The following is a 26,875-nucleotide window of genomic DNA, read 5'->3' as shown; positions in this document are numbered from 1 at the left end:
GACCAGGACCTGGAGGACTCGATGCCACTGGGTTGCACCTCCAGCCGGGAAACAGGAACGAGCGCCTCGGGACGACCACACCGGGGGCCTCGGAGGCAGGGGGGCCCGGACGCCGCTTGGGGCACGGCCAGGGAGCCCGTCGGCAGTGCCTTCACCGCCCCAGCCTGTTACTGAGGAGACGGGAGCCCTCGTCCGCGTTTCCCTCGGACGATGGGCGGCCTACATTCCAGGACAGCCATGAGCATCGAGCACGCCTTCCATCCCCCCACCATCACCACGGCCGAGGGCCGACCTCTGGACGTCATCGAGGTGCGGGGCCTCACGGTGGACTGCATCGTGGGCATCTTCAATCGGGAGCGCATCTCCGCCCAGCCGCTGCAAGTCGACGTGGCGCTGTTCCTGGACACGCGCGCCGCGGCGGGCGGCAAGCTCTCGCAGACGGTGAACTACGGCCGGCTCGCGGGGGAGCTGCGCTTCCTCTTGGAGTCGTGTCGCTTCGAGCTGCTCGAGTCCGCCGCCGAGGCCATCTGCCGCTACGTGCTGGCGCCCCCCACCGAGGACGTGCCGCGCGCTCAGGTCCACGCGGCCACGGTGCGAGTCACCAAGCCCCACGCGCTGGGCGGGCTGGCGATTCCCTCGCTCCAGGTGCACCGCAGCGCGCAGGAGATGGTGTACGGCAAGGAGGAGAAGTCCTTCGGCCGCGTGGACATCATCCACGAGGGGACGGGCTACGGCGTCTACCGGCTGCGGGTGCGCCCCGGAGGCCACATCCCCACGCACGTGCACCAGAAGATGGAGGAGAGCGAGCTGGTGCTGGGCGGAGGGCTGCACCTGCAACACCGGCCCGTGGCCCGGGGACAGGCGTTCCACTGGCCGCGCGGCTTCCCGCATCGCTACGACAACCCCTCGTCCACCGAGCAGACCGTGCTCTGTGTCGACAAGCCCGGCTTCATCCCGTCGGACGAGGTGGAGACCGAGGCCCCCGCCGAGGGTCTGACACCCGTCACGGGCACCTCCTACTATCCGCACGATGAGCTGGTCGCCTCGGAGTCCTCGACGGGGACGCGGTCATGAGCGCGGTGGCAACGGACGAGCACCTGACCGGGCATGAAGGACCGAGGAGAGACTCCCGCTCGAACGACGCCCTTCCAGGTGACGCAAGCCCTGCCGGAGCGCCCGTCACCGTGAGCGACCGCCGCGCACAGGTGGACGTGCGCTGGGAGCGCTGCTCATGACGCCGACAGGCACCCGGAAGGTACTCATCACCGGAGGCGGGACGGGCATCGGCCGCGCGGTGGCGGAGGCCCTGCTGCGCGCGGGTGGCCGCGTCGTCGTGACGGGTCGTCGCGCGGACGTCCTCAACGAGGTGTCACGCGCGTGGCCAGGACAAGCCTTCGCCCTGCCCTGTGACGTGTCGTCCTCCAAGGAGCGCGAGGGACTGCTGCGTCGGGCCGCGGAGCTGCTGGGCGGGCTGGACGGTTTCGTCCACAGCGCGGGCCAGGTGGTGCATCAACCGCCGGGACACATCGGCGAGGACGCGCTGCGCTCCCAGCTGGAGATCAACCTCGTCGCGCCGCTGCGCCTGGGTGAGCAGGCGCTGGAGGTGTTGGAGCCCGGCGGCGCGCAGGTCTTCGTCGCGTCCACGCTGGCCACGCGGCCCATCGTCACCAGCGCGGTGTACAGCGCGGCGAAGGCGGGCCTGCTCCAGGTGATGAAGGTCCTCGCGCTGGCGGGCGCGGCCCGGGGCGTCCGCGCCAACGCGGTGCTGCCCGGAGTCGTGGAGACGGACATGGTGCGCGAGGTGAGGCTCGCACCGGGCGAGGCGACGCCACCGCCCGAGGAGTACACCCGCCGTCAGGAGGCCCAGCTCGCGGGCCTGCGCTCTCTGCATCCCCTCGGCAGACTGGGACATCCGGAGGACGTCGCCGAGGCCGTGCGCCACCTGCTGGGCGCGTCCTGGATGACCGGCACGGAGCTGGTGCTCGACGGCGGGCTGCTGCTTCGCGAGTGACTCAGCCCGCTTCGGGATAGACGACACACTGCGACGTGCAGGTCTCCGCGACGCGAATCTTCACCACCTTCGCGGTGGGGAAGCTCAGCTTGCTGAAGACCCAGGCGGCCAGCAGCTCGCTGGTGGGGTTCTCCAGCCCCGGCACGTCATTCAGCAGCCGGTGGTCCAGCTGCGCGTGCATCGCCTGCCAGGCCTCGGTGAGCGTGGCGAAGTCGACCACCCAGCCGTAGTGGGGGTCCACCGGACCGCGCACGGTGACTTCGACGCGATAGCTGTGCCCGTGGACGCGCGAGCACTTGTGCCCCGGCGGGACGTTGGGGAGGAAGTGCGCGGCCTCGAAGGTGAACTCCCTCGAGATTTCGGTCACCAGCGAGACTTTGGGCTTCGAAACAGGCTCCATTGCACCGGCCTTCTACCCACGTTCCGCCCCGGGCGTCGAGCCAAGACACGGGCCCGACGCCCCCTCCCCCGCCCCTACCGCCGCACGGCCGCGAGGATGTATCGGGGCAGCAATTCCTCCCGGAAGGTCTTCCAGACGTTGAACTGCCCGTAATTGCCCCCGGTGAACATCACCGTGAGCTCCAGCTCGGGGATGACCATGACGTACTGCCCGCCGTTGCCGCCCGCCTCGTATTCCGTGTAGACGCGCTCGCCCACGCGCACCTCGTGGCGCCACCACGCATACCCGTAGGTGCGCTCGGGGCTCATCACCGAGTGCCGCGCGGTGGAGCGCTCGACCCACTGCCTGGACACCACGCGCTTGCCGTTCCACACGCCGCCCGACAGGTACAGCTGCCCCAGCTTCAGCGCGTCCCGGGGCCGCGCGTAGAGGCCGCCGCCCAGGTACGCCTCCCCGTCCGGCATCAGGTTCATCGCGTAGTGACGGAACTGGAGCGGCGTGGCCACGGTGCGCTCGAAGTGCTCCGGCAACCACGTGCCCGTCGCGTTGCGCACCACGCCGCCCACCAGGTTGATGCCCGCCGAGCAATACACCGCCTGCGTCTCACCCGGCGCCCGCGCCATGGGCAAATCCAACGTGTACGCGTACCAGTCCCCCTCCTGATTCTGGAGGTTGTTCTCGTTGCCGGGCGTCTCCTCGTTGTCGTCGTCGCAGTCGAACCCCGACGTCATCGTCATCAGGTGCTCCAGCGTCAGCCCCGCCCTGCGCGCGTCCTGGGGCCCCTTCGGCTGATGGCCAGGGAACATCGAGTAGACGGGCGTCTGCGGAGACAGCTTCGCGCCCTTCTGGATGGCGGTGCCCACCAGCACCGGCGCCAGCGTCTTGGACGCCGAGCGCAAGTCGTGGAGCCGCTCCTTGTCGTAGCCGTAGAAGTACTCCTCCAGCACGAGCTTGCCCTTGCGCGCGATGAGCACGCCCTGCACGCGCTGCGCGGGCCCGGGGCCCACCTCCGTGTCGAGGAGCCGCTGCATCAACGCCTGGATGGGTGCCGCGTCCATGCCCACGTCGGACAGGGACGCCGTCGCCCAGCCGTCCTGCTCGGCCACGGGCGGACGGTAGACGTACGCCCCCGGCGCGGGCGTGCGAGGATACAGGCCCACCGCCTGGTCCCGCTCGCGACGGGTGAACTGGAGGTTCCCCAGGAAGAAGATGGGCACCGACAGCCGGCCCGAGTTCTCATCCAGCGTGCCCTCGAACGTCGTCGGCCCGCGCGGGTCCACCAGCTTCACGGCGCCGCCCTGCACGGAGACGTTCAGCGCGAACTGCCTTCCGAAGCCCTTCTCCGGGTCCCTCAGGTACGCGGCGATGGCGCCATCCGGCTTCTTGTAGACGACCAGGTACAGCATGAAGCGGTCCGCCCACGGCTTCACCGTCCCGCGCCACACGCCCTTCCGCAGTGAGCGCAGCTCCACCGGCGTCGCGTACCGCACGCCACCCACCATGACGCGCGGCTGCACCCAGTGGCCCCTGAGCTCCTGGCCATCCGCCGCCACCGTGGCCCGGAACGTCCCCTGTCCGCCCGGCAAGGCCAGCGACAGCGCGCCCTTCTCCACCTGGCCCGTGGCCTCGTAGCCCGAGATTCGCGCGCGCCACGTGGTGCCCTCACGGAACACCGTCAGCTCGCCCTGGACCTCGGGCCCATAGACGGGGTCCGCCGACCAGATGCCCACCAGCTTCTCCGCCGCGTCGGCCGCGGGGGCCTGGGCGGGGGGCTTCGGGGGCGCGGCCGGCTCGGTGGCCCGGGCCGTGGGGGACAGGGAGAAGAGCGCCAGCAAGGCGCCCAGGGAGAGGGAGGAATTCATCAAGGTGCCTGGGTGGACGGGCGAGGGGGCAAGGCCTGTAGGGCCTTACGGCGGACCCCGGCGGCTGATTGCAACCGACTTACAGAAACGTCCCCGCCCCCCACCCACCCCGGGGCCGGGCTATCCTTTCGCGCCATGACTCCGGAGGTCTGGATGGCGGCCCGCCCCACGGGAGGGCGAGCGGGAGGACGGCTTTGCTTGCGCCCGGGGTCCGGGTTGCGTAGCGATGGCGCCAGGACCCGTGCACGGTCCACGCGCGCATGAAGCTCTCCCTCGCCACCCGCATCTTCCTGGGCTACGCGGTGGTGCTCGTCACCTTCGGCCTGGTGTCGCTGTTCAGCGTGGCCGAGCTGCACCGCAACCGGCTGGAGATACGGCTGGTGAGCCAGGGCTACCTCCAGCTCTCCCAGGACGCGGCGGAGATGGAGATGAACCACGCCAACCAGCAGCGCCACACCGCGCGCATGCTGGAGGAGGACAGCGCGGAGATCCGCCGCGCCATCATCCGCCTGGCCCGCGTCTACGTGCCCACGGCCTTCATCTCCCAGCGCCTGGCCGCCACGCGCGAGCGCGCCACGCAGCTTCGGGAGATGGCTCCCGAGAGCGAGATTCCCTTCATCGGTGAACTGGAGGCCCGGCTCGCGGAGCTGGACTCGCGCTACCAGGAGTATGGCCGCGCGGCGGAGAGCGTGTTCGACGCGTTCAGCACCCAGGCGCCGGACAAGGCCGCGGTGGACCGCGCCACCGCGGACGTGCTCACCATGGAGGACGCCATCGGCCGCGAGCTGCGGCTCTTGCGCCTGTCGTTGTCCAACCGCATCCGCGAGCGCGTGGACGGCGCCGAGGAGCGCGAGCGCCAGACGGGCATCGCCATCATCAGCCTCTCGGTGGCCGCCATCCTCCTGGGCCTGGGCGCCACGGCGTGGTCGGCCCGCACGCTGCGCCCCGTGCGCACGCTCATCGAGGGCGTCTCGCGCATCGGCAAGGGCGACTACAGCGCGCAGCTGGGCGTGCGCGGACACGACGAGGTGGCCGTGCTCGCGCGCGAGTTCGACCAGATGGCCCGCTCACTCCAGGCCCGCGAGGCGCAGATCAAGGCGCAGGCGGAGGCCCTGATGCGCGCCGAGCAGCTCGCCGCCGTGGGCCGCGTCTCCGCGCAGATCGTCCACGAGGTGCGCAACCCCCTGTCCTCCATCGGCCTCAACGTGGAGCTCTTGGGGGACGCGGTGGAGCGCGCCACCTTCCCCACCCCCGACGAGTCCGGCGAGGTGAGAGATCTGCTCTCCGCCGTCACGCGGGAAGTGGACCGGCTGGCGGACGTCACCGAGCACTACCTGCGCATGGCCCGCCCCCAGCGGCCGGACCTGGACCCGCGCGACGTGACGGCGGTGCTGGACGGCGTGCTGGACTTCTCCCGCGAGGAGCTGACGCGCGCGGGGGTGGAGGTGGTGCGCGAGTTCGCCCCCACCACGCCCCCGGTGCTCGCCGACGAGGGGCAGCTGCGCCAGGTGTTCCTCAACCTCTTGCGCAACAGCCGCGAGGCGATGCCCCACGGCGGCCAGCTCACCATCGCCACCCGCCCCGTGGAGCAGGACGTGGAGGTGACCGTCAAGGACACCGGCCAGGGGATGACGGAGGAGGTGCGACAGCACCTGTTCGAGCCGTTCTTCACCACCAAGGAGGGCGGCACCGGCCTGGGGCTCGCGGTGAGTCAGCAAATCCTCCAGGCCCACGGGGGCTCGCTCTCCTGCCAGAGTATTCCCGGCCAGGGGACGGCCTTCGTGTTAAGGCTTCCTCGCGCATGAGCTTCACACCGTATCGGGACGTGCTGCCCTCCGGGCTGCGCGTCGTCACCGTCGAGACGCCCCACCTCCACACCGCCCTGCTCGCCATCTACGTCCGCACCGGCAGCCGGCACGAGACGCCCGCCAACAACGGCGTCAGCCACTACCTGGAACACCTGTTCTTCCGGGGCAGCGAGAGCTGGCCGGACACGGTGCGGATGAACGCGGCCGTGGAGGAGGTCGGCGGCAACCTCAACGGCGTCACCACCCGGGATCACGGCTACTACTACACGCCCCTGCACCCGGCGCACCTGCGCGTGGGCATGGACATCCTGGGCGACATGCTCACCCGCCCCCGCCTCACGGACATGGAGGTGGAGCGGCAGATCATCCTCGAGGAGATGCTCGACGAGGTGGACGAGAAGGGCCGGGACATCGACCTGGACAACCTGTCCAAGCACCTGCTCTTCCCCCAGCACCCGCTGGCGCAGAAGATCGCCGGCACGCGCGACTCCGTCTCCGCGCTGAAGCACGCGCAGGTGCTGGAGCACTTCGCCCAGCACTACGTCACCGGCAACCTGGTCGTCACGGCCGCGGGCCGCGTGCGCCGCGAAGAGGTGCTGGAGCTGGCCGAGCGCGCCTTCGCCCACCTGCCGCGAGGCCCCGCCAGCTCCGAGACGCCGCCGCCCCGCGGCGCGCCCGGGCCGCTGCTCCACTTCGTCACCCACGACGAGTCGCAGACGGAGTTCCGCCTCAACTTCCGCGCCGTGCCGGAGCAGCACGAGGACTACCCCGCGCTGCAGATTCTCCGCCGCGTGCTGGATGACGGCCTGTCCTCGCGGCTGCCGTTCGAAATCGTGGAGAAGCGGGGCCTGGCGTACTCGGTCCACGCCTCGCTGGACGGCTACCACGACGCGGGCCTGTTCGAGGTGGAGGCGGCGAGCGCCCCGGAGAAGGCCTCGCAGGTGGTGGAGGAGTCCCTGCGGGTGATTGCCCAGCTGTGCGACACGGAGATTGGCGAGGAGGAGCTGAGCCGCGCCAAGCGCCGCCACCGGATGCTGCTGGAGTTCTCCCAGGACTCGCCGGGGGAGCTGGCCGGGTGGTTCGGCGGCACGGAGCTGTTCCGCACGCCGGAGACCTTCGACCACCGCGCGGACCTGGTGGACTCGCAGTCCGCCGCGAAGGTGCGCGAGGTGGCCCAGCGCTACTTCCGCCGCGACAACCTGACGGTGGTGGCGGTGGGCCAGCGCAAGGGACTCAAGGCGCTGGAGCGCGTGGTGGCCGAGGCCCCGGGACTCCCCTGAGCCCCGGCGCCGCCGTCAGCGGCCGCCGCGGATGATGACGGGGCCGGAGGGCTTCTTCTTCGGCTTCGGCGCCATCGAGACCAGGGACTTCTTCACCTCCTGGTACTCGGCGTTGTCGGGCTCCTTCTGGAGCGCCTCGTCGATGAGCTTCATGGCCCGGGGCATCTGCGTCTGGAGCTGGGCGGAGAGCCGGGCCAGGGCGACCTTCTCCTCCAGGGAGGCCTCGCCCAGGTTGAGCATGCGCTCCAGCGACGAGAACGCGTCCACCTTGCGGTCCGTCTGGAGGTACAGCCGCCACAGCCGGGAGTGCACGGGCGCGAAGCGCGGCTCGGCGCTGAGGGCGAAGCGGTAGCTCTCCTCCGCGCCCTTCATGTCCTTGGCCTCCTCCTGCGCGCGGCCTCGCACGTAGAGGCCCCGGGCCAGCCGGGGGCGGAACGTGAGCGCGCGGTCCACCAGCGCCAGCGCGTCCGCGCGGCGGCCCTGCGCGAGCACCGTCTCCGCCATCCACGCCAGGGCCTCGGCGTTCTGCGGTTCGGCGTCGACCAGCGCCTTGAGCGCGGCCTCGGCGTCCTTGGCGCGCCCTTGCGCGAGCAGCGCGCGGGCCCTCAGGGTGACGACGTCCGCGCGCTGGGCGTCCTTGCCCTCCACGGCCTGCAGGTCGGCCTCCGCCATCTGCGGCACGCCGCTGACCAGGAAGTAGCGGGCGCGAAGCAGGCGCGCGGCGGTGTGCGAGGGGTTCTGCTGGAGCAGCCGGTCCATGAGGTTGGCGGCGAGCAGCTCGTCGCCCTTCATGAGGAGGACCTCCGCCTCCACCGCCTTGGCCTCCGGGTCGTCCGGGCTGTCGCGCAGCACGCTGTTCAGCGTGGTGAAGGCCTCGTCGATCTGCCCCTCGCGGGCCTGGAAGCGCGCCAGGTCCAGGATGTCCTGCTCCTGGAGGAGGCCCGAGTCTCGCAGCGTCACGAGGATGGCCAGGGCCTCCTGGGTGTTGCCGTTGCTCCGGTACAGCTCGGAGAGCTGCTTCTGGATGGACGGGTCCGTGCCGGGGATGAGGGCCTCGGCCTGCTTGAGGGACATGATGGCCGCGCCCATGTTGTTGTTCATGCGGTGGGCTTCGGCCATCAGCAGGAAGGGCTCGGCGCTGTCGGGCGCGGCGGTGGCGGCGCGCTTGAGGGCGTTGAGCGCGGCGGCGGGCTGTCCACTGGCCAGCTGCACGCGGGCCTCGCCCAGGGCGCTCTGGGCTTGTTGAGCACGGTTCTGGACGGCCGCGGCCTCGGGCTCCTTGCAGGCAAGCGGGAGGAGGAGCGCCAGCGTCCACGGCAGGTTTCGTTTTCTCCAGGGCATCGCTGAGCCGGAGGGTACCGGATGTTATCCTCCCTCGTCGATGGACCCATTCGTTCGGCGCCTCGTGGAGAGGCTCCATGACCCCAGCAAGCCGCTGTCGCGCAACCGGCACTTCCACACGTTCGACACCCCCGAGGGGCGTCTGGCGCTGAAGGTGTTCCGGCGGCTGCGCAGCCTGCAGAAGGACATCCTCGCCTGCCGGGCGGAGGGGCGGCGGGCGCGCATCTTCCGTCGCGTCAACCCGGAGGGAGAGCACCGCATCGAGCTGACGATGGAGCGCGTCAGCGGCAAGCGCGTCTCCGTCCTCCAGACGGCCGAGCTGGAGCTGCTCTCCGCCCTGCCCGGCGTCCGTGAGGCGCTGGAGATACTGGACGAGGCCGCCTGAGCTGCGCGGCCCCGTCCGGCGAATCGTGGATTCTACGTAGTGCGGGCTAGTCCTTCGTGCAGACGACGTCGTCGACCTGGAGGTGGTCGCGATCGGCCTCGCTGCGGCTCGGGTAGAAGAACAGGCGCCAGTCGCGCACGTTGCCGGTGAACTTGAAGAACACCGGCTGCCAGGCATCGCTGTCCACCAGGATGAAGTCCGTCTGCGGGCTCCAGCCGGCGCTCGAGTAGACGCGGTGGCGCAGGGTGCCGTGGCCCCTCACCCGGTACGAGCAGGAGTAGTTGCCGCTGGGGACGTTGAACTTCTCCAGGGAGAAGCGCTCGGCCACCTGGATGGGGACGACGAACTGGAGCGCCGTCGTGCCGCCGTGCACCGCGGCCGTGTAGGGCTGCAGGCGCGAGGCGCGAATCTCCGTGCCCGGGTCCGCGATGCCGTTGTCCAGGCCGTACCAGTAGTCGGGGATGAGGTGATTGCCCTGGTAGGGGATGGAGTAGACGTTCCAGCTCTCGAAGCCGCCGTTGCGGATGATGTTCGAGGCGTGGTCCGCGGGCACGCAGCGCCGGGTGGCCGAGTCACACGCGGGCAGCGCGCCCACGCAGTCGTACGTGGTGAAGCAGGCGCCGGGGGCCAGCTCGCACACGCCGGAGGTCGGGTTGCAGGTGGTCGCCGGGTTCGTGCAGGTGACGCCCGCGCACGGGTCACCCGGGATGCACTGGTGCGTGGAGAGCTGGCAGACGGGAGTCTCGGGCGTGCCGGCGCAGTCGGCGTGGCGGACGCAGCGGTCCTCGGCCGTCACGCAGGTGTTGTTGGCGTCGCAGGCCTGCCACTCGTCGCAGTCGACGGTGTCGTAGCAGCGGCCCGCGAGCGGCTCGCACGTCACGGTGGTGTTGTCGCACTTCGCCCAGGGCTCGCACGTCACGGTGTCACACGGCTGGGGGGCGCGCGTGCAGCGCACGTCGTCGAAGGTCAGGTGCTCACCGCTGGTGTTGCGGATGCTGAAGATGAGCTCGAAGGTGTCGAAGACGTCGCCGGCGAGGTTGAACGTGTACGTCAGCTGCCGCCACGTGGCGGTGTCGACGGAGGTGTAGCCGGTGTAGCTGGAGTAGTCGTCGTCGAAGAAGGCGTTGCGGACCTCACCGGTGCCACGCACCTGGTAGGTGCAGGTGTAGCGGCCCGCGGGCAGCGTCATCGCCGCGGTGGTGAAGCGGCGGTGCGTGGACGAGGCATTCGTCAGACGGGCCGCGTTCGAGCCCTCGAACGCGCCGCTCGTCACCTTCTGCACGTCGCTGCCGGCGAGGTTCGACTTGCTGCCGAGCCACGCGTCGGGCAGCGAGCCGGACCAGGCCTCGAAGCCCCAGTTCGCGATGACGCTCACCACGGGCGGCTCGCCACCCGCGTCCGGAGTGCCGCCACCGGCGTCGGGCGTCTCGCCGCCCGCGTCGGGCGTTCCGGCGTCCGACGGCTCGTTGCCGGCGTCGGGCGTCCCGGCATCGGGCGTCTCGTTGCCCGGGCCGGCGTCTCCACCCGCGTCGGGCGTCTCGTTGCCCGCGTCGGGAAGCTCACCACCCGCGTCTGGCGTCTCGTTGCCCGCGTCGGGAAGCTCACCACCCGCGTCTGGCGTCTCGTTGCCCGCGTCGGCGGGCTCGTTGCCGGCATCCGGCGTCACGCCCGCGTCGGGGAGCTCACCACCGGCGTCGGGGATTTCGCCGCCCGCGTCGGGGATTTCTCCCCCCGCGTCCGGAAGCTCGCCGCCCGCGTCGGGGATTTCGCCGCCTGCGTCCGGAAGCTCACCGCCGGCATCCGGCGTCTCCCCTCCCGCGTCGGGAAGGTCGCCTCCCGAGTCCGGCGCTCCTCCCCCTGAGTCGGGTGTCCCGTTGCCCGAGTCCGGCACGTTGTGCCCGGCATCAGGAACCACCACCACTGGATCCGAATCACCATCACCGCAGGCGACCATCAGGACCAGCAGCGAAGTCAAACACACCCGAACCAACGTCAAAGCGAGCCTCCGGTTTCAAAAATCCAGGCTCCTCGTACCACACTTCGCGCCCCCTCCCCGGTGGCGCCCCAGTCACAGGCCGACCCTCGCGCCTGTTTCACGGATTGAAAGAATCTGACGCGACGAGGGGTGTCGATGACACCCTGATCGATTCCACCCCTACAGAACCTGGACCTGGTCCGCGCCAGCCCCCACCAGCCCGCGCGCGCCCAGGGCCCGGACCTCGAAGGCGCTGAGCGCGGGACCCGATGGCGGCTGCGCCCCCTTCTTCCATCAACGCTGGAGATAGACGCCCGCGGACAGCCCCTGCTTGACGTTGCGGCTCACCTCGTCGGCGAGCACCTCGTCCTGGCCGGCCTCGATGGCATCCAGCGTCTGGCGCACCACGTCCGCGGGGCTCGACTTCGGCGCGGTGACCTTGTGGGCCATGTCCGTGTCCATGTACCCGACATGCAGGGCCACCACCTGCGTCTTCTGCGCGGCCAGCTCCTTGCGAAGCCCGTTGGTCAGCGCCCACGCGGCGGCCTTCGAGGCGCTGTAGCTGGCCGACCCCGGGAAGGCCACCCAGCTGAGCACCGAGAGCACGTTGAGGATGGCACCACCGCCGTTCCTCGCCAGCACGGGCGCGAAGGCGCTGCTCGTCGCCAGCGGGCCCAGGTAGTTCGTCTCCAGCTCGGCCCGAGCGGCGGCCAGCGCGTCCTGCCCCAGCAGGCTCGTGCCCTTCAGGATGCCCGCGTTGTTGATGAGCAGCGACACGTCGCCCGCCTCGCGGACCAGCGCCTCCAGTTGTTCGGGCCGGGTGACGTCCAGGCGGACCGGGATGACGCCCGGGATGTCCACGCTCGAAGGCTCCCGCGCCGCCGCGTACACCTTGCGAGCCCCCCGCTCCAACAGCGCCTGCGCGAACGCACGCCCCAACCCACGATTGGCGCCAGTAACCAGGGCAACCGCATTCTTCATCTGCATGACCCGACTCCCGTGTGACGAGAACCCTTCGACCACCATATGATGAGCATAATATGGCGGCCCATGGCTTTCACGGCAAAGCGCAGCCCCCGGGCGAGCGCCCACGAGGAGGACCGCGCCTGCGTGTCGGGTCATCACGGCTGAACGACGAAAAAGAGAGCCCCCTCGCGGAGGCTCTCCGAGCACCCCCGGGAAGGGCGCGCCTCGATTCAGTGCGTCTCGACGTAGATCTGGTCCAGCGTCGGGCTGAGGCCCTGGTTCTGGACATACAGACGCGCGCCGGGCCAGGCGCAGTTCAGGCTCGTGGGATAGACCTGATTCGGCGCCAGGAGGATGGAGATGTTGTTGCCGCCGCAGTACGCGTTGAAGCGCGTGGACCGCGTCGAGGACATGTTCCGCACATAGAACGGCGTCACACCGAACAGCCAGGTCGAGAAGTCACGCGTCTGCCCCCCCGCGATGAACGCGCTCTCCACGGCCTGCGTCGTTTCTCCCATCTGCGCGTCCTGGGCAGCCTCTTCCGGCGTGTACTCCCCACCGCAGCCGACCACCAGCAGAGACACCACTCCCACGACTCCCAGAGTCTTGCACAGCGTCATGACTTCCCCCTCATAGTGAGTTGCCTCCTGGGTTGGAGGCGGGCTCTGTGTATAAGTACTTGCACGCAGTGTAAATGGTGTATTCGCGACACCGCGTGAGTCTATTTCGAGGGGGATGATTGCCATTGCCCGTGCTGTGACATGACGGGTTACGGTCGGGTGCGGGGCGACCCGGCGCCGCCCGATGTCTGTGAATACGCTCCGGGCCCGGCATCAGGCCCGGAGCACGGTGCTCACTCCGGAGGTCCGCGCCTCGGCGGAGGCTCGTGCTTCATGCGCTCGTATTCCTCGTCCGTGAAGACGCGGCTTCGCGTGAGGAAGCGGACGCCCAGCGGGGACTCGACGCTGAAGCCCGCGCCCCGCCCCGGCACCACGTCCAGCGTCAGGTGGGTGTGCTGCCAGAGCTCGAACTGCGCGCCGCCGATGTAGACGGGGCAGCCCTCGACCTCTCCCAGGAAGACGTCCCGCTGACCGATGCGGAACTCCTTGAGCGGGTAGCACATGGGCGCGCTGCCGTCGCAGCAGCCGCCGGACTGGTGGAACATCAGCGGCCCATGCGTGGCACGCAGGGAGCGGATGACCGCGGCGGCCTCGGGCGTCACCGCCACCCGGGCCACCGTGGAGTCCGCCTGCCCACCCGCGCCGGGCCCGGCACGGGTGTCACTCATCAGAAGAACCCCATCGCCTTCGGGCTGTAGCTGACGAGCAGGTTCTTGGTCTGCTGGTAGTGGTCCAGCATCTTGCGGTGCGTCTCCCGGCCGATGCCCGACTGCTTGTAGCCGCCGAACGCCGCGTGCGCCGGGTACAGGTGGTAGCAGTTGGTCCACACGCGCCCCGCCTCGATGGTGCGCCCCGCGCGGTAGGCCGTGTTCGTGTCGCGCGTCCACACGCCCGCGCCCAGGCCGTACAGCGTGTCGTTGGCGATGCGCATCGCGTCGTCGAAGTCCTTGAACGTGGTGACGCTCACCACCGGTCCGAAGATCTCCTCCTGGAAGACGCGCATCTTGTTGTGGCCCTGGAACACCGTGGGCGCCACGTAGTAGCCGTCCTTGAGGTCGCCGGGCAGGCTCACGCGCTCGCCGCCGGTGAGCACCTTGGCGCCCTCCTTCTTGCCGATGTCGATGTAGCCGAGGATCTTCTCCAGCTGGTCGTTCGACGCCTGCGCGCCCAGCTTCGTGTCGGTGTCCAGCGGGTTGCCCGGACGAACCTTCTTCACGCGCTCCAGCGCGCGCTCGATGAACTGCGAGTAGATCTTCTCGCCCACCAGCGCGCGCGACGGGCACGTGCAGACCTCGCCCTGGTTCAGCGCGAACATGGAGAAGCCCTCCATCGCCTTGTCCAGGAAGTCGTCGTCGTGCGCCATCACGTCGTCGAAGAAGATGTTCGGGCTCTTGCCGCCCAGCTCCAGCGTCACCGGGATGAGGTTCTCGCTCGCGTACTGGAGGATGAGCCGGCCCGTCGTCGTCTCACCCGTGAAGGCCACCTTGGCCACGCGGGGGCTGCTGGCCAGCGGCTTGCCCGCCTCGATGCCGAAGCCGTTGACGACGTTGAAGACGCCCTCGGGCAGGAGGTCCTGGATGAGCTCGGTGAGCACCAGGATGCCCACGGGCGTCTGCTCCGCGGGCTTGAGCACCACGCAGTTGCCCGCCGCCAGCGCCGGCGCCACCTTCCACGCCGCCATCAGGATGGGGAAGTTCCAGGGGATGATCTGCCCCACCACGCCCAACGGCTCGTGGAAGTGGTAGGCCACCGTGTCGTGGTCCAGCTCGCCCACCGTGCCCTCCTGCGCGCGGATGCAGCCGGCGAAGTAGCGGAAGTGGTCGATGGCCAGCGGCAGGTCCGCGGCGAGCGTCTCGCGGACCGGCTTGCCGTTGTCCCAGGACTCCGCCACCGCGAGCATTTCCAGGTTCTGCTCCATCCGGTCGGCGATTTTCAGCAGGATGTTGGCGCGCGCCGTGGGCGACGTGCGGCCCCAGGACACCCGCGCCGCGTGCGCGGCGTCCAACGCCAGCTCGATGTCCTCCGCCGTGGAGCGGGCGACCTCACAGAAGACCTGGCCCGTCACGGGCGTGATGTTCTCGAAATACTGGCCACGCTTCGGCTCGACCCACCGACCGCCGATGAAGTTCTGGTAGCGGGACTTGAACTTCACCTTCGAGCCGGGCTGATTGGGGGCGGCGTAGATCATGGACGCTCTCCTTGCGGGTGGGGCTGCGGGTGGAAGCGCTCCGCCCCAGAGCAGCACCCGTGCCACTCACCCGCACCGCCGACGTCGCGCCGCGTCGTGTCCCGCGATGCGACACTCCCTGCGGACACACGTGGCGCATCCCGCGACAGTGTCGCGCGCAGGGTGTCCCACGCCTCGCTGGAATGTTCTGGAGAGGCTGTGAGCGACGGGCCCGTCGGGCGTCAGGATGTGCGGTGGATGACCGCGACCTCGGCGCTCAGGAGCGAGGCGGCAGCACCAGCCCGAAGCGCTCCACCATGCGATAGAGCGTGCTGCGGGCAATCCCGAGCAGCCGAGCCGCGCGCGCCACGTTCCCACCGCTGCGCGACAAGGCCTCGAGGATGGCGTTCGCCTCCACCTCTCGAAGCCCCGTGGGGCCTGCGGGCTCGGCGCGTGAAGCCGCGAAGGGCTCGGCTCCCGGCACACGCCCTGGCGCGGAGCGCGATGCGTGCCGAGGCTCGACCTGCATCGGCGTCACGGGAGCACGCCCCGGCTCGGTGCGCGATGCGAAGCCAGGCTCGTCCTGGCGGGGCAACATCGGTGCCCGCACCGCCTCGGAGCGCGATGCGAAGCCAGGCTCGTCCTGGCGGGGCGACCTCGGTGCCCGCTCCTCCTCGGAGCGCGATGCGAAGCCAGGCTCGTCCTGGCGGGGCGACCTCGGTGCCCGCTCCTCCTCGGAGCGCGATGCGAAGCCAGGCTCGTCCTGGCGGGGCAACCTCGGTGCCCGCTCCTCCTCGGAGCGCGATGCGAAGCCAGGCTCGTCCTGGCGGGGCAACCTCGGTGCCCGCTCCGCCTCGGAGCGCGCTGTGCGGTCAGACTCGCCATGGCGTGGCGACGTCGACGCCCACCCTGCACCGGAGCGCGATGCGAAGCCATGCGCGACATCCATCGGCGACGCGGGAGCGAATCCCGGCGCTGAGCGCGATGCGGGCCCGGCCTCCACGGGCACGGACGCGCGCCCCAGCTCCGGCGGCAACGCGGACACCTCGATGACGGGCGAGCCATCCGCGCGGACCAGCGCCAGGCGCAACACCGTCTTCAGCTCCCGCACGTTCCCCGGCCACCGGTGCGCGCACAGCCTCGCGAGCGCCGCCGCGGACAGCGTGCTTGGAGGATGGCCTCCCTCGCTCGCGAGCTGACGCAGCAGCACCTGCGCCAGCTCCGGCAGGTCCTCCCGCTCGCGCAGCGGAGGCAAGCGCAGGAGCGCCCCCTGGAGCCGGTAGTACAGGTCCTGCCGGAACGCTCCCGAGCGCACCGCCGCCTCCAGGTCCCGACACGTCGCGCAGACAAGCCGGAAGCGCGAGTGCCTGACGCGCGACTCCCCGACGCGCGAGTACCCACCGTCCTCCAGCACGCGCAGCAACATCACCTGCAGCGCCGCGGGCATCTCCGCCAGCTCATCCAGGAACAACGTCCCGCCATCCGCCGCCGCCAGCTTCCCCTCCGCGCCTTGCGAGCGCGCCCCCGTGAAGGCGCCGGGCGCATGGCCGAACAGCTCGCTCTCCAGCAGCGCGGCGGACAGGGCGCCACAGTTGACCGCCACGAACGGCCCGGAGGCCACCGCGCTCGCCGCATGCACCGCGCGCGCGAGCAGCTCCTTGCCCGTGCCCGTCTCCGACAGCAACAACACCGGCACCGACGTGGGCGCGAACCGGGCCGCCTCTCGCAGCGTCGCGCGATGCGCGGCGTCGCTGCCCTTCAACTCGGACCAGACATCCTTCTCGAAGCGGGCATCCACGGAGGCCCGAGTCGTCCGCGCCTGCGCCCGCCTCAGTCGGGGCTCCAGCCGCACCAGCACCGCGAGCGCCGACTCCCCATCCCCCTCCCCCACCGCCTCCGGATGCACGCGCCAGCTCGCGCCCGTGTCACGGTGGCTCGCCTCCAGGACCTGCCCGCGCAGCGCCGCGTCCTTCAACGTCCGCCACGACAGCCCGAGCACCCGCCCCGGTGACACCTCCTCGGAAGACGACTCCACGCCGAACAGCGCGCGCGCCGCCCCATTGAGCCGCCGCACCCGCCCCGGTGACTCGACGAGCAGCACCGGCCCATCCTCGCGAGCCAGCCGCGCCTCCAGCCCACCGCGCGCCGCCGCCGCCACCCGCGCCCAGGCGACCTCGCGCAGCCGCGCCTCCGCCGAGTGCGCGATGCTCGCCACGGCCACCAGCACCAGCGGGTCCGCGCCACCCGCCGGGCCCGTGACGTCCAGCACGCCGAGCACCTCGCCGAACGGGTCTCTCACCGGCGCCGCGTAGCAGACGAGCCCATGGTGGCGCTGCGCATAGTGCGCCGGTCCCACCACGGCCACCGCCGAGGACTCCGCCAGCGCGGTGCCGATGGCGTTCGTTCCGCGGGACACCTCGTCCCAGCAGGCCCCCGCCACCAGGCGCACGTAGTCCGCATGGCCCGCGAAGTCTCCGCCCGAGCTGCGCGTGGCGAGGATGACGCCTTCCCGGTCCGCCAGCAGCGCCACCCGCCCCGAGGGCAGCGGCGCGGCGGCGAGCACGTCCAGCATGTCCCGGACCTCGTGCCACACCGGCTCCAGCCGGGCCCGCCGCTCCACGAGCGCGAGTCCCCCGACGCTGGGTCCCTCGTCCGGCAGCCCCGTACTCGGGGCCCCGAGCGCCCGGGAGCGCTGCCAGCGGGAGAGGATGGGGGGCGGCTCCGGAACAGCGACCCCGTCCTCGTCGAGCGCCCCGACGAGGAACTGCTCCCACAGGTGCGCCGAGGCGCTGAGCGTGAGCGTTCCCATGGGGCTGATTATTCGGTCATGCCCCACACCGTCGGCAACCCATGACCTTCCCGAAGTCGCGCTCGCGAACCGACGCGGTGCGGCGTCCGGGAAGGCCTGGGTCCCCGCCACCCGACCTTAGTTGTCGGTGGCGTCCTCGATCTTGTCGCCCGCCTCCTCGGCGGCGTCCTTGACCGCGTCGCCCGCGTCCTCGGCGGCGTCCTCGGTCTTCTCCGCGGCGCGCTCGGCATCGTTCTTCGCGCTCTCACGCGTGTTGCGGTGGCATCCCACGCCGAACGTCATGGCACCCAGCACCGCGACCAGAAGCAGCTTCTGCACCGTCGTCTCCTATCGTGACGACACCGGGACGTCCGCCCCGGCGTCGAATGGTGCGCGGGAAGCTAGTCACGACCCGCCGGCTGCCAAGTGCTCACTGGCAACCCTTCGCGTCAGAAGGTGCAGTACCCGTTCGGCGCGCACGTCCCCTGGAGCCCCTCGCAGACGCAGTTCCAGTCCCCCCCGCAGCGCATGCCAGGGCACACCTGGGGCGTGGGCCCACCTCCGCCTCCACCGCCGCCCGGGTCCGGGTACGTGTACACGCAGTAGTTGTTCTCGCAGACCGCCGTGAGGGCCTCGGGGCAGTTCCACGCGCAAACCCAGTCGTCGCCGCAACGGGCGCGCCCGCACGTGAGCAGCGAGGCCCCGGTCTCCTCGTCACAAGCCAGGGCCTGCTCCTCGGTAGGTTCGGCTCCCGCGACGAAGGCGAAGGACAACAACACGGCGACGACCCACGGATACGACGCGCGACGAGAGGACATGCTCGGCTCCTTCGGTTGAACCGCGTTCGACGACGACAGCACGGGCGTCAGGGCGTGGCGCCCACCACCGGCTCGGCGCCGGCGAGCCACCGGGCGACGGCCTCCGCATCCAGGGACTCCATCTCATCGGGCCGCTGTGACTTCGAGCAGCGCACGCCCCCATCGCTCTTGAGCGCCAGCGGATCTCTCGCGAACACCATGAACCCGGTCTCACCGCCGGGCTCCACGCGCGACACCACGTAGTGGTTCTCCGAGGGCGCGCGCGTCTCCGGGTCCTGGAGCAGATACCTGGGAATGTCCGCGAGGGGCGTCCCCGCCTCCAGCCGCGCCACCGCCGCGTGGCACAGGCCCCGCGAGTTCCACGCGCTCTCCATCCTCCAGCGCGGCCAGTTGCTGCGCACCAGGGCCTCGCGTCCCGCCATCAACCAGCCCACGTGGTGGCCGATGCCCACCGACGCCATCGTCGCGCCGAAGAACAGCACCAGGAGCAGCAGGAGCGACACGCTCCAGCGCACGCGCCACGCCTGCGCGCGCTCCGGCTGGAGCTGACGCCACAGCCACCGCAGGAACAGGTGCGAGCCCACCGCGAGAATCCCCGCCACGAGCAGCGCCTCGCCGATGGCGCCCCACCGGAACGTCACCGACGGGCCCACGCTCTTGAGGAAGCCCAGCCACCCGAAGGCGAGCAGGAAGGGCACCTGCAGCACCCAGGACTGACCGATGAAGAGGAAGAACACCATCGTCAGGAGGAAGGTCCCCATCAGGACCTTCTTGAAGAGCTTCATGGCGAACCTCCCAGCACCAGCGCGCGGTGGATGTCACCGATGGGCATCCGTCGGATGTCTCCATCCGTGAAGAGCACCCAGCGCTCCTTGCCGAACAGGCCCGGCTCGTACGCCAGCGGCGCGGAGGGCGCGTCCGCCTTCTGTCCTCCCACGTAGATGAAGTGCAGCCCGGAGTCCCCCAGCACCTTCCAGCGCGCGGCCGGCAGCTCCGTGCCCAGGTCGTTCAGCGGGAAGGCGCCGCCATTCGCCTGGGCATGCGCCCACAGCGCCGTGCGCAGCTCCTCCAGTCGCTGGCGTCGAGCCTGTGACACCAGCTCCGTGTCGGCGGGGAGCTTCGCCTGCGTGAGCTGGTACGTGGCGCCCGTCTTCTCCCAGGCCCCCGGCGTCATCAGCTCGCGTCCGCCGGCAATCATCGACAGGACGAGCTGGAGGGCCAGCCCCACCAGGAACACCAGCGCGAGCGCCGCGCCGTAGCCGAGCCTCGGCAGCCTGGGCACGTCGCGCCTCAGCCGGTTCCACAGCGCCCACACGCCCGCGGACACCAGCAGGAAGACGGCGATGAAGAAGGAGATGGCCTCCAGCCGCTGCTCGGCGAGCTCCGTGAGCAGGAAGTTCGGCATGCCGGCCAGGGCCACCGACGGGCTCAGCGCGGACAGGAGGGCAAGGAGTCTCGGGCGCACGGCCGCCAGTCTGCCCCGCCTGCCCGGCCGGAATCCAACCAGGGGGCGGAGCCATTGCAGCGTCCGGCGCCCGGGGCATCACCCACGAGGCTCACCGCGTTGAACCCAAGGGCACACGCGAGACGGGGTGACATCCACCCACGGGAGGGGCTGGCGATGCGGACATGGAAACCATCCTGGCGCTGGCTGCGCGCGGGCGGCGCGGGCGCGCTGCTGGCCATGGTCGGCTGCGCGACGGGGAGCGAGCAGTTCGGTCCGCAGGTGAAGGGCAGCTCCACCACGCTGAGCAGCAGCGTGTCCATCTACCGCGACCTGCTGTCCCCCTACGGCGACTGGTTCGAGCTCCCCGAGGTGGGCTGGGTCTGGAAGCCGTACGAAGAGCAGGTCGGCCGCGACTTCGTGCCCTACGCCAGCTTCGGACAGTGGCGCCTGAGCGACTGGGGCTGGACGTTCGACACCGACTTGGAGTGGGGCTGGGCGGCCTTCCACTACGGCCGCTGGTTCGTGACGCCCGCGCACGGCTGGGTGTGGTGGCCCGACGACGAGTGGGCGCCCTCCTGGGTGGACTGGCGCTGGGGGGACGGCCACATCGGCTGGCAGCCCCAACCCGTGCCCGGGCAGCAGGTCAGGCGCCCGTGGACCTTCGTGGCGTCGAGCGACTTCGTGAGCCCCGACGTCAGCCGCTTCCTGGTGCCGCCGGACCAGGAGGCCACGCTCGTGAGCAAGACACAGCCCGTGGGCGAGCGGGTGATGGGGCGCACGGGGCAGTGGAACGCGGGGCCCACCGGCGAGGAGGTCGCGCAGGTGCTCGGCGAGCCCGTACCGCGCACCGGGCCGCTCGCCCCGCCCACGGGACAACCTCCGCTCACCGGCTCCTCCGCGTCACGCTGACGCGAGGGGGCCGGACACGTGCTCGCGCGTCGCGACGGGCGCGATGGCCGGCCTCCACGCGTCGCGGTAGCGCACCATCCGCCCCAGCGCCGGGTCCCACAGGTTCAGCCGCAGGCAGCCGAGGATGTCGCGCGGGCTCAGCGTGGTGACGTGGGGCGCCTGCAGCTCGGGGATGGCGGCCATCGCCTCCGGCAGCCGGTAGAACGGGATGCGCGGGTTGAGGTGGTGCACGTGGTGGTAGCCGATGTTGCCGGTGAACCACGCCATCACCTTGCCGCAGCGCAGGTAGCTGGAGGCCTCCAGCGCCGCGTCCGCGTGCGTCCAGTCGGACTCCGGCAGTAGGTTCACCTGGTCGAAGTTGTGCTGCGAATAGAACAGGTACGTGCCCAGCGCGTACGCGAGCACCAGCGGCACCAGGAAGGCGAGCAGGTACACCGCCGGCCCGAAGAAGACGCACAGGGCCACCGACAGCGCGAGGTGGACGAAGAGCGCCAGCCCCGACGTCCAGTAGCGCTTCGGGTCCTTCACGAAGGGCACCAGGCACAGGCTGTAGAGGAACGCCGTGAAGTAGCCCAGGAGGATGGTCACCGGATGGCGCTCCACGCGGTAGCCCAGCCGCTGCCAGCCCGAGGCCTGACGCCACTGCTCGGTGGTCCACGTGACGAAGGTGCCCGCGGAGTCCGCGGCGATGCGCGCCGTGTTCGCGTGGTGGTGGTTGTGCGTGTCGTTCCAGATGCGCGCGGGCGTGAGCGTCAGGATGCCCTGCACGTGGAACAGCACCTTCGCCCACTTCGACGTCGGCAAGAGCGCGCCGTGCATCGCGTCGTGGAAGAGGATGAACGCGCGGATGAGGACGAGCGCCTCCAGCACCGCGCCCACCACCTTGAGGGGCCACCAGGGCGCGGCCACCGCCAGCGTCACCGCCGCCGCGAGCGCGGCATAGGTGGCCACCACGTTCCATCCCGAGCGCGCCACGTCCTGCGTTGCGAAGGGACGGGTCCTTGCGATGAGCTCCTTGCTCGAGAGCGGCGCGGCGCGGTCCATGGACGAAGGGCTCCTGACAGGGGTGTGGCCGGCGCGAACACGCCGGAGTCGATGAGCCTGCTTGTCTCATCGCCATGTCACGCGTGAGTCAGCCCGCGACGCATGCGCTCGCCGGAGGGCCATGACGCAGTGCCTCTTTCATTCCCGCCGGGGTGTGGACTCGCGCACGGTGTCAGCGCCCCCGCACGCCCGAGGGGCGGCCACCCGCCAGGCCTGGGGCCGGAGCGGGGCCTGGCTTCCTGGTGGGTTCGGGTAGAATCAGCAACCGCTGCCTGTTAGGTCCAGACGTACGCCAAGGAGCAGCCGTGTTCCGATTCGAGTCCGACCGGGACCTCATCGAGTCCTTCCGCCCCAGAGACCTCCGCGTCATGGAGATGCCGCCGGGCCTCTCCTTCCCCCTGTTCGTCCGCGACTACCTGGCCTGGACCGAGACGTCCGGCCTGCGCGTGTACCTCATCTTCTCCGCGCCCGGCAGCCGGCAGCCCATTGGCATCATCTTCCGACGCGACTCGATGGGCGGGGAGAACGTCACCCGCATGTGCGAGTGGTGCCACCACTCCGGCGCGTCGAGCGAGGTGACCCTGCTCACCACCGACGTGAACAACAAGCGCCGGGTGGGCATCAGCCTGTGCGCGGACCTCCAGTGCAAGGAGCGCCTGGAGGACGCGGCCGACCGCGCCGGCCGGCACGCGCTCGAGGCGCTGGAGCAGCTGCGCGCCCGGATGTTCCGCTTCGCGAACGAGGCGCTCGGCATCGAGCTCGAGCCCGCCGCCTGACGTCCCCCGCTACCCCGCGGAGGCGCTCGCGCGCTGGACCTGGGGCACACCCGGCAACATGGGCGCCGGGTTGAGGGCCTGGACCAGCAGCGCCCGCAGCGCCTCGCCCAGGTCGTCCACCACGCTCAGCGCGCCGGCCGGAGAGCCCTGGAGGCTCTGGGGCACGTCCAGCCCGACGACGACGACGGGCATGCGCGCCTCCCACGCCAGGTAGTGCGCCAGGCCCACCGCGGGCTCGGACACGTCCAGGAGCAGCGCGCCCACGGCGCCCGCGCTGAAGGGCCGCCACAGGGGCCGCGCGGCCTCGGCGGGAGGCAGCACGCAGAAGTCCAGCCGCAGCACCTCGCTGAGCACCAGCCGCCCCAGCGTGCCGAAGCCGCTCTTCACCGCGGTGGGCTCCGCGGACAGGGCCTCCAGCCCCGGCACGCGCGCCATGATTCGCCGCGCCGCCGCCGCGCCGCTGCCGCACACGAAGATCTTGGCGGTGGCCACCTTCGCCGGCGCCTTGGTGCGCAGGATGCGGCCGCGCAGCGCGTGCACCTCGGCGGCGCCCAAGAGCTCGCCCGCGTTCGCGTCCGTGCCCGCCGCGTCCGCCAGCTTCGCCACGCCCCGCTGCATCAGCGTGGACAGCACGCCCAGCACTTCCAGGTCCGTGGCGGGTGCCAGGTCCAGCACCTCGCCCAGGGCCCGGGGCTGGCGCAGCAGGTCCACCACCTGCGCCGTCACCGGGTGCTGGTCCTGCTGCAGCGCCAGGTCCGGCGCGAGCATCAGCCGCGTGTGACGCGGAGGCAGGCCCGGCAAGAGCCGGTTCACCTCGTCCGACTGGCGCATGCCCTCCAGCAGCGCGTCGTCCATGGCGCGGTTGATGCGCGCCTTCGCGGCGTTCGCGCCCGGCGAGAAGGTGAAGGTGCCGTCGCCCCAGGCCAGCAGGCGGAACAGGGCCTTCTCCCCTTCCACGCGGCCCAGCTTCGAGTTGACGGGGCGGCCCTCCACCACGTGGATCTCCCCGCGCTCGTTGCCGCGCTCCAGCGACAGCTTGCCGCTGCGCCGGTTCATGCCGAGCAGCTGCATCAGGTCCGGGATGCTCAGCTGGCTGAGCGAGCCTTCGATCTCCTGCTGCTCGACCTTGAGGTCCTTGGCCGCCTCGTTGCGCCGGAAGATGTGCTCGATGCGGCTGAGCACCTCGTCCAGGTTGAAGGGCTTTCGCAGGTAGCCGTCGCGCAGGCCGCGGTAGCGGTCGCCGTCGAAGCTGGACGTGGTGAGGACGACGGGGATGTCCTCGGTGCGCGGGTTGGTGCGAAGAATCTGGATGAAGGTGCGCGCCTCCAGCAGCCGACAGTGCTCGTCGAACAGCGTGAGGTCCGGGTGGCGCAGCACCGCCACCTCCAGCGCCCGCGAGCCATCCGGCGCGTAGTGCACCTGGTAGCCCTTGGTGCGCAGCGCGCGGGACAGCGCGCGCACGGACTCGAGGTCGGGGTCGGCGATGAGGATCTTGCGCACCTGGGCCACGACGACGCTCCGCTTCGTATCAGTAGGGCTGCAGGTCGTATTCGGCCTGCAGCTTGGAGATGAGCCCGTCCACCACCGCGGTGTCCGAGGTGTGGAAGCCCCACGTCGCCCCGCGTCCCCGCCGCTGGATGAGCGCGTACGCCGCGCTCTCCGACAGCCAGAGGATGAACTCGTGCCGCGCCACCCGCTCGTCGCCCTCCAGGAACACGGGCGTCAGCGCGGGGTGCGACTCCAAATCCATGCGCCGGCCCAAGAGGTAGATCCGCGAGGACAAGTCAGGAGGCGCCGACTCCAGGCCCGCGGCGATGGGCAGGTCCGAGCGGATCTCCGGCCCGCCCACGTACAGCAGGCCGCGCGAGCCCGGGTCTCTCATCAGCTCGCGGGCGATTTCCGCCTGCAGCTCGTCGAAGAGCACGTCCGCCACCTTGCCCCGGCGGCTGGGCTCGGCGCGGTCGTCCACCGGCAGCTTGGGGCTGTTGGGCGTGCCGAGCAGCAGGTCCACCTCGTCCCAGAACGGCAGCCCGTCCAGCATCAGCCGCCGCTGCAGCGACGCGCGGCGCTCGTCCATGCGGCGCCGGCAGCGGTGCACCAGCTCGTCGAAGTCCTCCCCGTCCTTGGGGAAGGTGCTCGCGCCGCCCACCAGCGCCAGGGGCAGCCGCTGCTCCACGTCCTGGACCTCGGGCTCCTCGCGCACCGCCGCCACCGCGCGGCGCACGAACATCATGGCCCCGAAGAAGTCCGTCTCCGGCAGCAGCAGGTAGAACTCCTGGTCGCTCGCCTTCGCGATGACGTCCGAGTCGCGGATGATCTTGCTGAGCGCCTTGATGATGCCGCGCACCGCCTTCTTCGCGTCCGCCGCGCCCTGCCGCACCCGCACCAGCGGCAGGTTGTCGATGGAGAACGTCAGCAGCGAGAAGGTGCGGCCGTAGCGCCGGGCCTTGTAGATCTCCTTGGACGCGTAGTCGGTGAAGTAGCTGAGGTTGTAGGCCGCCGTCTCGCGGTCCCTCAGGCCCAGCCGCTGCAGCGCCATCATCCGGCGGCCGTTCTTCACGCCCACCGCGGCGAAGTCCGCCAGCACGCGCGCGTCGCGGGAGTGCTCCTGACGGAAGTCCCCGGCCAGCGGGTCGGACAGCTGCGCCAGGCCCACGATTTCCCCCGTGGCCATCAGCGGCACGTACAACACCGCCGAGCGCTCATCCCGCGCGAACCAGGGCTGCGCGTCCTTGAGCCGGATGGCCAGCGGCCCCTCGGGGCTCATGCGCTCGGCGAGGAACTGCTTGTCGAGCAGGCCCCGGTACGCGCGCAGCACCAGGTCACCCCGGTCATCCAGCACCCACAGCGCGGCGCTCTGCGCGTCGCACACCGCCGACAGCTCCGAGATGATGCGCTCCTGCAGCCACTCCAGATCCGACTGGGAGATGAGCTCCAGGCAGCGCTGGTGCAGGTTGTGGAAGCGCGCGAACTCCATGTTCTCGTCGCGCAGCTGGGCCCGCTCCTTGCGCAGGGCGGCGCGCTCCAGGGCGCGGTCCACCGCGAGCACCAGGTCCGCCTCGTCCACGGGCTTGGCCAGACAGTCCGCCGCGCCCGAGCGCAGCGCCATCTCCGAGCCCTTGATGTCGGTGCGCTGGCTGACCAGGATGACCTCCTGGTCCGGGTCCCTCTCGCGCAGGCGCGCGGTGAGCGCGAAGCCGTCCACGCCCGGCATCACCACGTCGGTGATGACCAGGTCGAAGGGCGTGCGGGCCGCTTCCTCGAGCGCGGCCGTGCCGTTCTCCACGGAGACGACGCGGTGCCCATGACGGGCCAGCATGTCGCTGGCGAGCTGGCGGAAGAACAGGTCGTCGTCGACGACGAGAATGGGACCGGCCACGCGCTGTCTGACCCGGGTGCGAAGGGGGAGGTCGGAGGTTACCGGCCCCCAGCAAGCCCGACAACGCCCTCGAAGACGAAGGCGACCGGTCCCCGGAGGCGGATGTCGGACAGGTCGGCGGGCACGCGGATGCCCAGGTCGCCTCCTGGCAGGGTGACTCGCAGCCAGGTCTCGGGGGGCAGGCGTCCGGCCAGCACCGCCGCCACCGCGGACGCGCACGCCCCGGTGCCACACGCCTGGGTGAGGCCACAGCCCCGCTCCCACACCACGACGGTGAGGCCATCCGGCTCCACCCGGACGAACTCCACGTTGGTGCGGTCCTGGAAGGAGGGATGCCGCTCCAGCTCGGGCCCCAGCCTCGGCGCGTCCTCCAGCGGTCTGTCGAGCAGGACCAGGTGCGGGTTGCCCATGCTCACCGCGGACGCGCGCAGCTCGGGGTGTCCGGGCAGGGGCGTGTCCAGGAACGGACGCCCCGTGGCGCCCGACGGGAGGTTCGGGGCGACGAGCCGTGCCGGCCCCATGGAAATGTCCACTGAGACCACCCCGCCGTCTCCGTAGCCGGGCATGCAGGTGAGCACTCCGGCGCCCGTCTCCACGTCGATGCGCGCGGGCGTCTCCGGGGAGTGGTCGACCAGGTACTTCACCGCGCAGCGCAGGCCGTTGCCGCACATCTCCGCGATGCTGCCGTCAGCGTTGTGGACGACCATGCGAGCCAGGCCGTGCTCGGAGGGCAGGAGCGAGAGCACACCGTCCGCGCCGATGCCCAGGCGGCGGTCGCACATCCAGCGTGACGTGTCGGCGTCGATGTCCACCCCGGACCGGCGACGGTCCAGGACGACGAAGTCATTGCCCAGACCCTGGTACTTGAAGATGCGCTCGCGTGCGTCCACGAGCGCAAT

General features: G+C 70.9%; 24 protein-coding genes. 7 read left to right on the top strand and 17 right to left on the bottom strand.

Annotated features, from left to right (window positions below; translation table 11 throughout):
- Positions 1-237 precede the first annotated feature (237 nt).
- Both OWM54_RS34320 and OWM54_RS34315 read left to right on the top strand, forming a co-directional pair.
- Positions 238-1,074, top strand: a complete 837-nt coding sequence (locus OWM54_RS34320; RefSeq protein ID WP_267700184.1) for a dihydroneopterin aldolase — start codon at positions 238-240, stop codon at positions 1,072-1,074.
- A 157-nt stretch (positions 1,075-1,231) separates the two neighbouring features.
- The gene (locus OWM54_RS34315; protein ID WP_267700183.1) at positions 1,232-2,011 is read left to right on the top strand and encodes an SDR family NAD(P)-dependent oxidoreductase; all 780 of its coding nucleotides are present in this window, start codon (positions 1,232-1,234) and stop codon (positions 2,009-2,011) included.
- Position 2,012: 1 nt separating this feature from the next.
- Here the strand turns inward: OWM54_RS34315 and queD are convergent, their stop codons facing one another.
- Both queD and OWM54_RS34305 read right to left on the bottom strand, forming a co-directional pair.
- The gene (gene queD / locus OWM54_RS34310; RefSeq protein WP_420715391.1) at positions 2,013-2,381 is read right to left on the bottom strand and encodes a 6-carboxytetrahydropterin synthase QueD; all 369 of its coding nucleotides are present in this window, start codon (positions 2,379-2,381) and stop codon (positions 2,013-2,015) included.
- Between the two features lie 104 nt (positions 2,382-2,485).
- Positions 2,486-4,273: a serine hydrolase domain-containing protein gene (locus OWM54_RS34305; protein WP_267700181.1), complete on the bottom strand. Its 1,788-nt coding sequence runs from the start codon at positions 4,271-4,273 to the stop codon at positions 2,486-2,488.
- Between the two features lie 260 nt (positions 4,274-4,533).
- Between OWM54_RS34305 and OWM54_RS34300 the strand changes: the two genes are divergently transcribed.
- Complete coding sequence (locus OWM54_RS34300) at positions 4,534-6,078, top strand: sensor histidine kinase (RefSeq protein ID WP_223745583.1); 1,545 nt, start codon at positions 4,534-4,536, stop codon at positions 6,076-6,078.
- Positions 6,075-7,361, top strand: coding sequence for a M16 family metallopeptidase (locus OWM54_RS34295; RefSeq protein ID WP_141326964.1), 1,287 nt, complete (start codon positions 6,075-6,077; stop codon positions 7,359-7,361). Before OWM54_RS34300 ends, OWM54_RS34295 begins: the two co-directional genes overlap by 4 nt.
- 15 nt (positions 7,362-7,376) lie before the next feature.
- Here the strand turns inward: OWM54_RS34295 and OWM54_RS34290 are convergent, their stop codons facing one another.
- A complete protein-coding gene (locus tag OWM54_RS34290) occupies positions 7,377-8,702 on the bottom strand; it encodes a tetratricopeptide repeat protein (protein ID WP_223784029.1) in 1,326 nt (441 codons plus the stop codon).
- A 40-nt stretch (positions 8,703-8,742) separates the two neighbouring features.
- Between OWM54_RS34290 and OWM54_RS34285 the strand changes: the two genes are divergently transcribed.
- On the top strand, positions 8,743-9,087 hold the full coding sequence (locus OWM54_RS34285; protein ID WP_046715102.1) for a hypothetical protein: 345 nt from the start codon (positions 8,743-8,745) through the stop codon (positions 9,085-9,087).
- Positions 9,088-9,133: 46 nt separating this feature from the next.
- Here OWM54_RS34285 and OWM54_RS34280 read toward each other — a convergent pair whose 3' ends face one another.
- The 10 genes from OWM54_RS34280 to OWM54_RS34235 all read right to left on the bottom strand — a co-directional run bounded on the left by OWM54_RS34280 (position 9,134) and on the right by OWM54_RS34235 (position 19,886).
- Entirely contained in the window at positions 9,134-11,068 is a 1,935-nt protein-coding gene (locus OWM54_RS34280) for an invertase recombinase-like protein (protein ID WP_420715390.1), read from the bottom strand.
- 288 nt (positions 11,069-11,356) lie between these two features.
- Positions 11,357-12,049, bottom strand: a complete 693-nt coding sequence (locus OWM54_RS34275) for an SDR family oxidoreductase (RefSeq protein ID WP_267700178.1) — start codon at positions 12,047-12,049, stop codon at positions 11,357-11,359.
- 209 nt (positions 12,050-12,258) lie between these two features.
- Positions 12,259-12,615, bottom strand: coding sequence for a hypothetical protein (locus OWM54_RS34270; protein ID WP_223745579.1), 357 nt, complete (start codon positions 12,613-12,615; stop codon positions 12,259-12,261).
- A 266-nt stretch (positions 12,616-12,881) separates the two neighbouring features.
- Positions 12,882-13,316 (bottom strand): DUF779 domain-containing protein, encoded by a 435-nt coding sequence (locus tag OWM54_RS34265; RefSeq protein ID WP_223745578.1) that lies wholly within the window; start codon positions 13,314-13,316, stop codon positions 12,882-12,884.
- Positions 13,316-14,836: an aldehyde dehydrogenase gene (gene adh / locus OWM54_RS34260; RefSeq protein WP_223784027.1), complete on the bottom strand. Its 1,521-nt coding sequence runs from the start codon at positions 14,834-14,836 to the stop codon at positions 13,316-13,318. Before adh ends, OWM54_RS34265 begins: the two co-directional genes overlap by 1 nt.
- A 256-nt stretch (positions 14,837-15,092) precedes the next feature.
- Positions 15,093-17,624, bottom strand: a complete 2,532-nt coding sequence (locus OWM54_RS34255) for a sigma 54-interacting transcriptional regulator (RefSeq protein ID WP_267700177.1) — start codon at positions 17,622-17,624, stop codon at positions 15,093-15,095.
- Positions 17,625-17,741: 117 nt separating this feature from the next.
- Positions 17,742-17,942 (bottom strand): hypothetical protein, encoded by a 201-nt coding sequence (locus OWM54_RS34250; protein ID WP_046715108.1) that lies wholly within the window; start codon positions 17,940-17,942, stop codon positions 17,742-17,744.
- A gap of 110 nt (positions 17,943-18,052) precedes the next feature.
- A complete protein-coding gene (locus OWM54_RS34245) occupies positions 18,053-18,421 on the bottom strand; it encodes a hypothetical protein (RefSeq protein ID WP_267700176.1) in 369 nt (122 codons plus the stop codon).
- 47 nt (positions 18,422-18,468) lie between these two features.
- Entirely contained in the window at positions 18,469-19,206 is a 738-nt protein-coding gene (locus OWM54_RS34240; RefSeq protein WP_223745574.1) for a hypothetical protein, read from the bottom strand.
- Positions 19,203-19,886, bottom strand: a complete 684-nt coding sequence (locus OWM54_RS34235; RefSeq protein ID WP_141326946.1) for a hypothetical protein — start codon at positions 19,884-19,886, stop codon at positions 19,203-19,205. Before OWM54_RS34235 ends, OWM54_RS34240 begins: the two co-directional genes overlap by 4 nt.
- A gap of 156 nt (positions 19,887-20,042) precedes the next feature.
- Here OWM54_RS34235 and OWM54_RS34230 point away from each other — a divergent pair, with 156 nt between their 5' ends.
- The gene (locus tag OWM54_RS34230; protein ID WP_267700175.1) at positions 20,043-20,777 is read left to right on the top strand and encodes a DUF6600 domain-containing protein; all 735 of its coding nucleotides are present in this window, start codon (positions 20,043-20,045) and stop codon (positions 20,775-20,777) included.
- On the opposite strand, the gene OWM54_RS34225 is transcribed toward OWM54_RS34230, so the two are convergent.
- Positions 20,769-21,821: a fatty acid desaturase family protein gene (locus OWM54_RS34225; protein WP_223745572.1), complete on the bottom strand. Its 1,053-nt coding sequence runs from the start codon at positions 21,819-21,821 to the stop codon at positions 20,769-20,771. The genes OWM54_RS34230 and OWM54_RS34225 overlap by 9 nt on opposite strands.
- A gap of 305 nt (positions 21,822-22,126) precedes the next feature.
- On the opposite strand from OWM54_RS34225, the gene OWM54_RS34220 reads away from it, so the two are divergent.
- Complete coding sequence (locus tag OWM54_RS34220) at positions 22,127-22,597, top strand: FBP domain-containing protein (RefSeq protein ID WP_223784020.1); 471 nt, start codon at positions 22,127-22,129, stop codon at positions 22,595-22,597.
- Between the two features lie 9 nt (positions 22,598-22,606).
- Here the strand turns inward: OWM54_RS34220 and OWM54_RS34215 are convergent, their stop codons facing one another.
- From OWM54_RS34215 to dapF, 3 genes are read right to left on the bottom strand one after another with little or no spacing between them, the layout of a single operon-like run.
- Positions 22,607-24,106 carry a DUF4388 domain-containing protein gene (locus tag OWM54_RS34215; protein WP_223745570.1) on the bottom strand — a complete coding sequence of 500 codons (1,500 nt, stop codon included), beginning with the start codon at positions 24,104-24,106 and terminating at the stop codon, positions 22,607-22,609.
- 19 nt (positions 24,107-24,125) lie between these two features.
- A complete protein-coding gene (locus tag OWM54_RS34210) occupies positions 24,126-25,976 on the bottom strand; it encodes a response regulator (RefSeq protein ID WP_267700174.1) in 1,851 nt (616 codons plus the stop codon).
- A 38-nt stretch (positions 25,977-26,014) separates the two neighbouring features.
- Positions 26,015-26,866 (bottom strand): diaminopimelate epimerase, encoded by an 852-nt coding sequence (gene dapF, locus OWM54_RS34205; RefSeq protein ID WP_223745568.1) that lies wholly within the window; start codon positions 26,864-26,866, stop codon positions 26,015-26,017.
- Positions 26,867-26,875: the final 9 nt, after the last annotated feature.

Origin of the sequence: Myxococcus sp. MISCRS1, assembly GCF_026626605.1 — a bacterium.
Classification (GTDB): Bacteria; Myxococcota; Myxococcia; order Myxococcales; family Myxococcaceae; genus Myxococcus; species Myxococcus fulvus.
The sequence above is the reverse complement of the archived record's forward strand: the minus strand, read 5'-3'. Positions and strand labels throughout refer to the sequence as shown.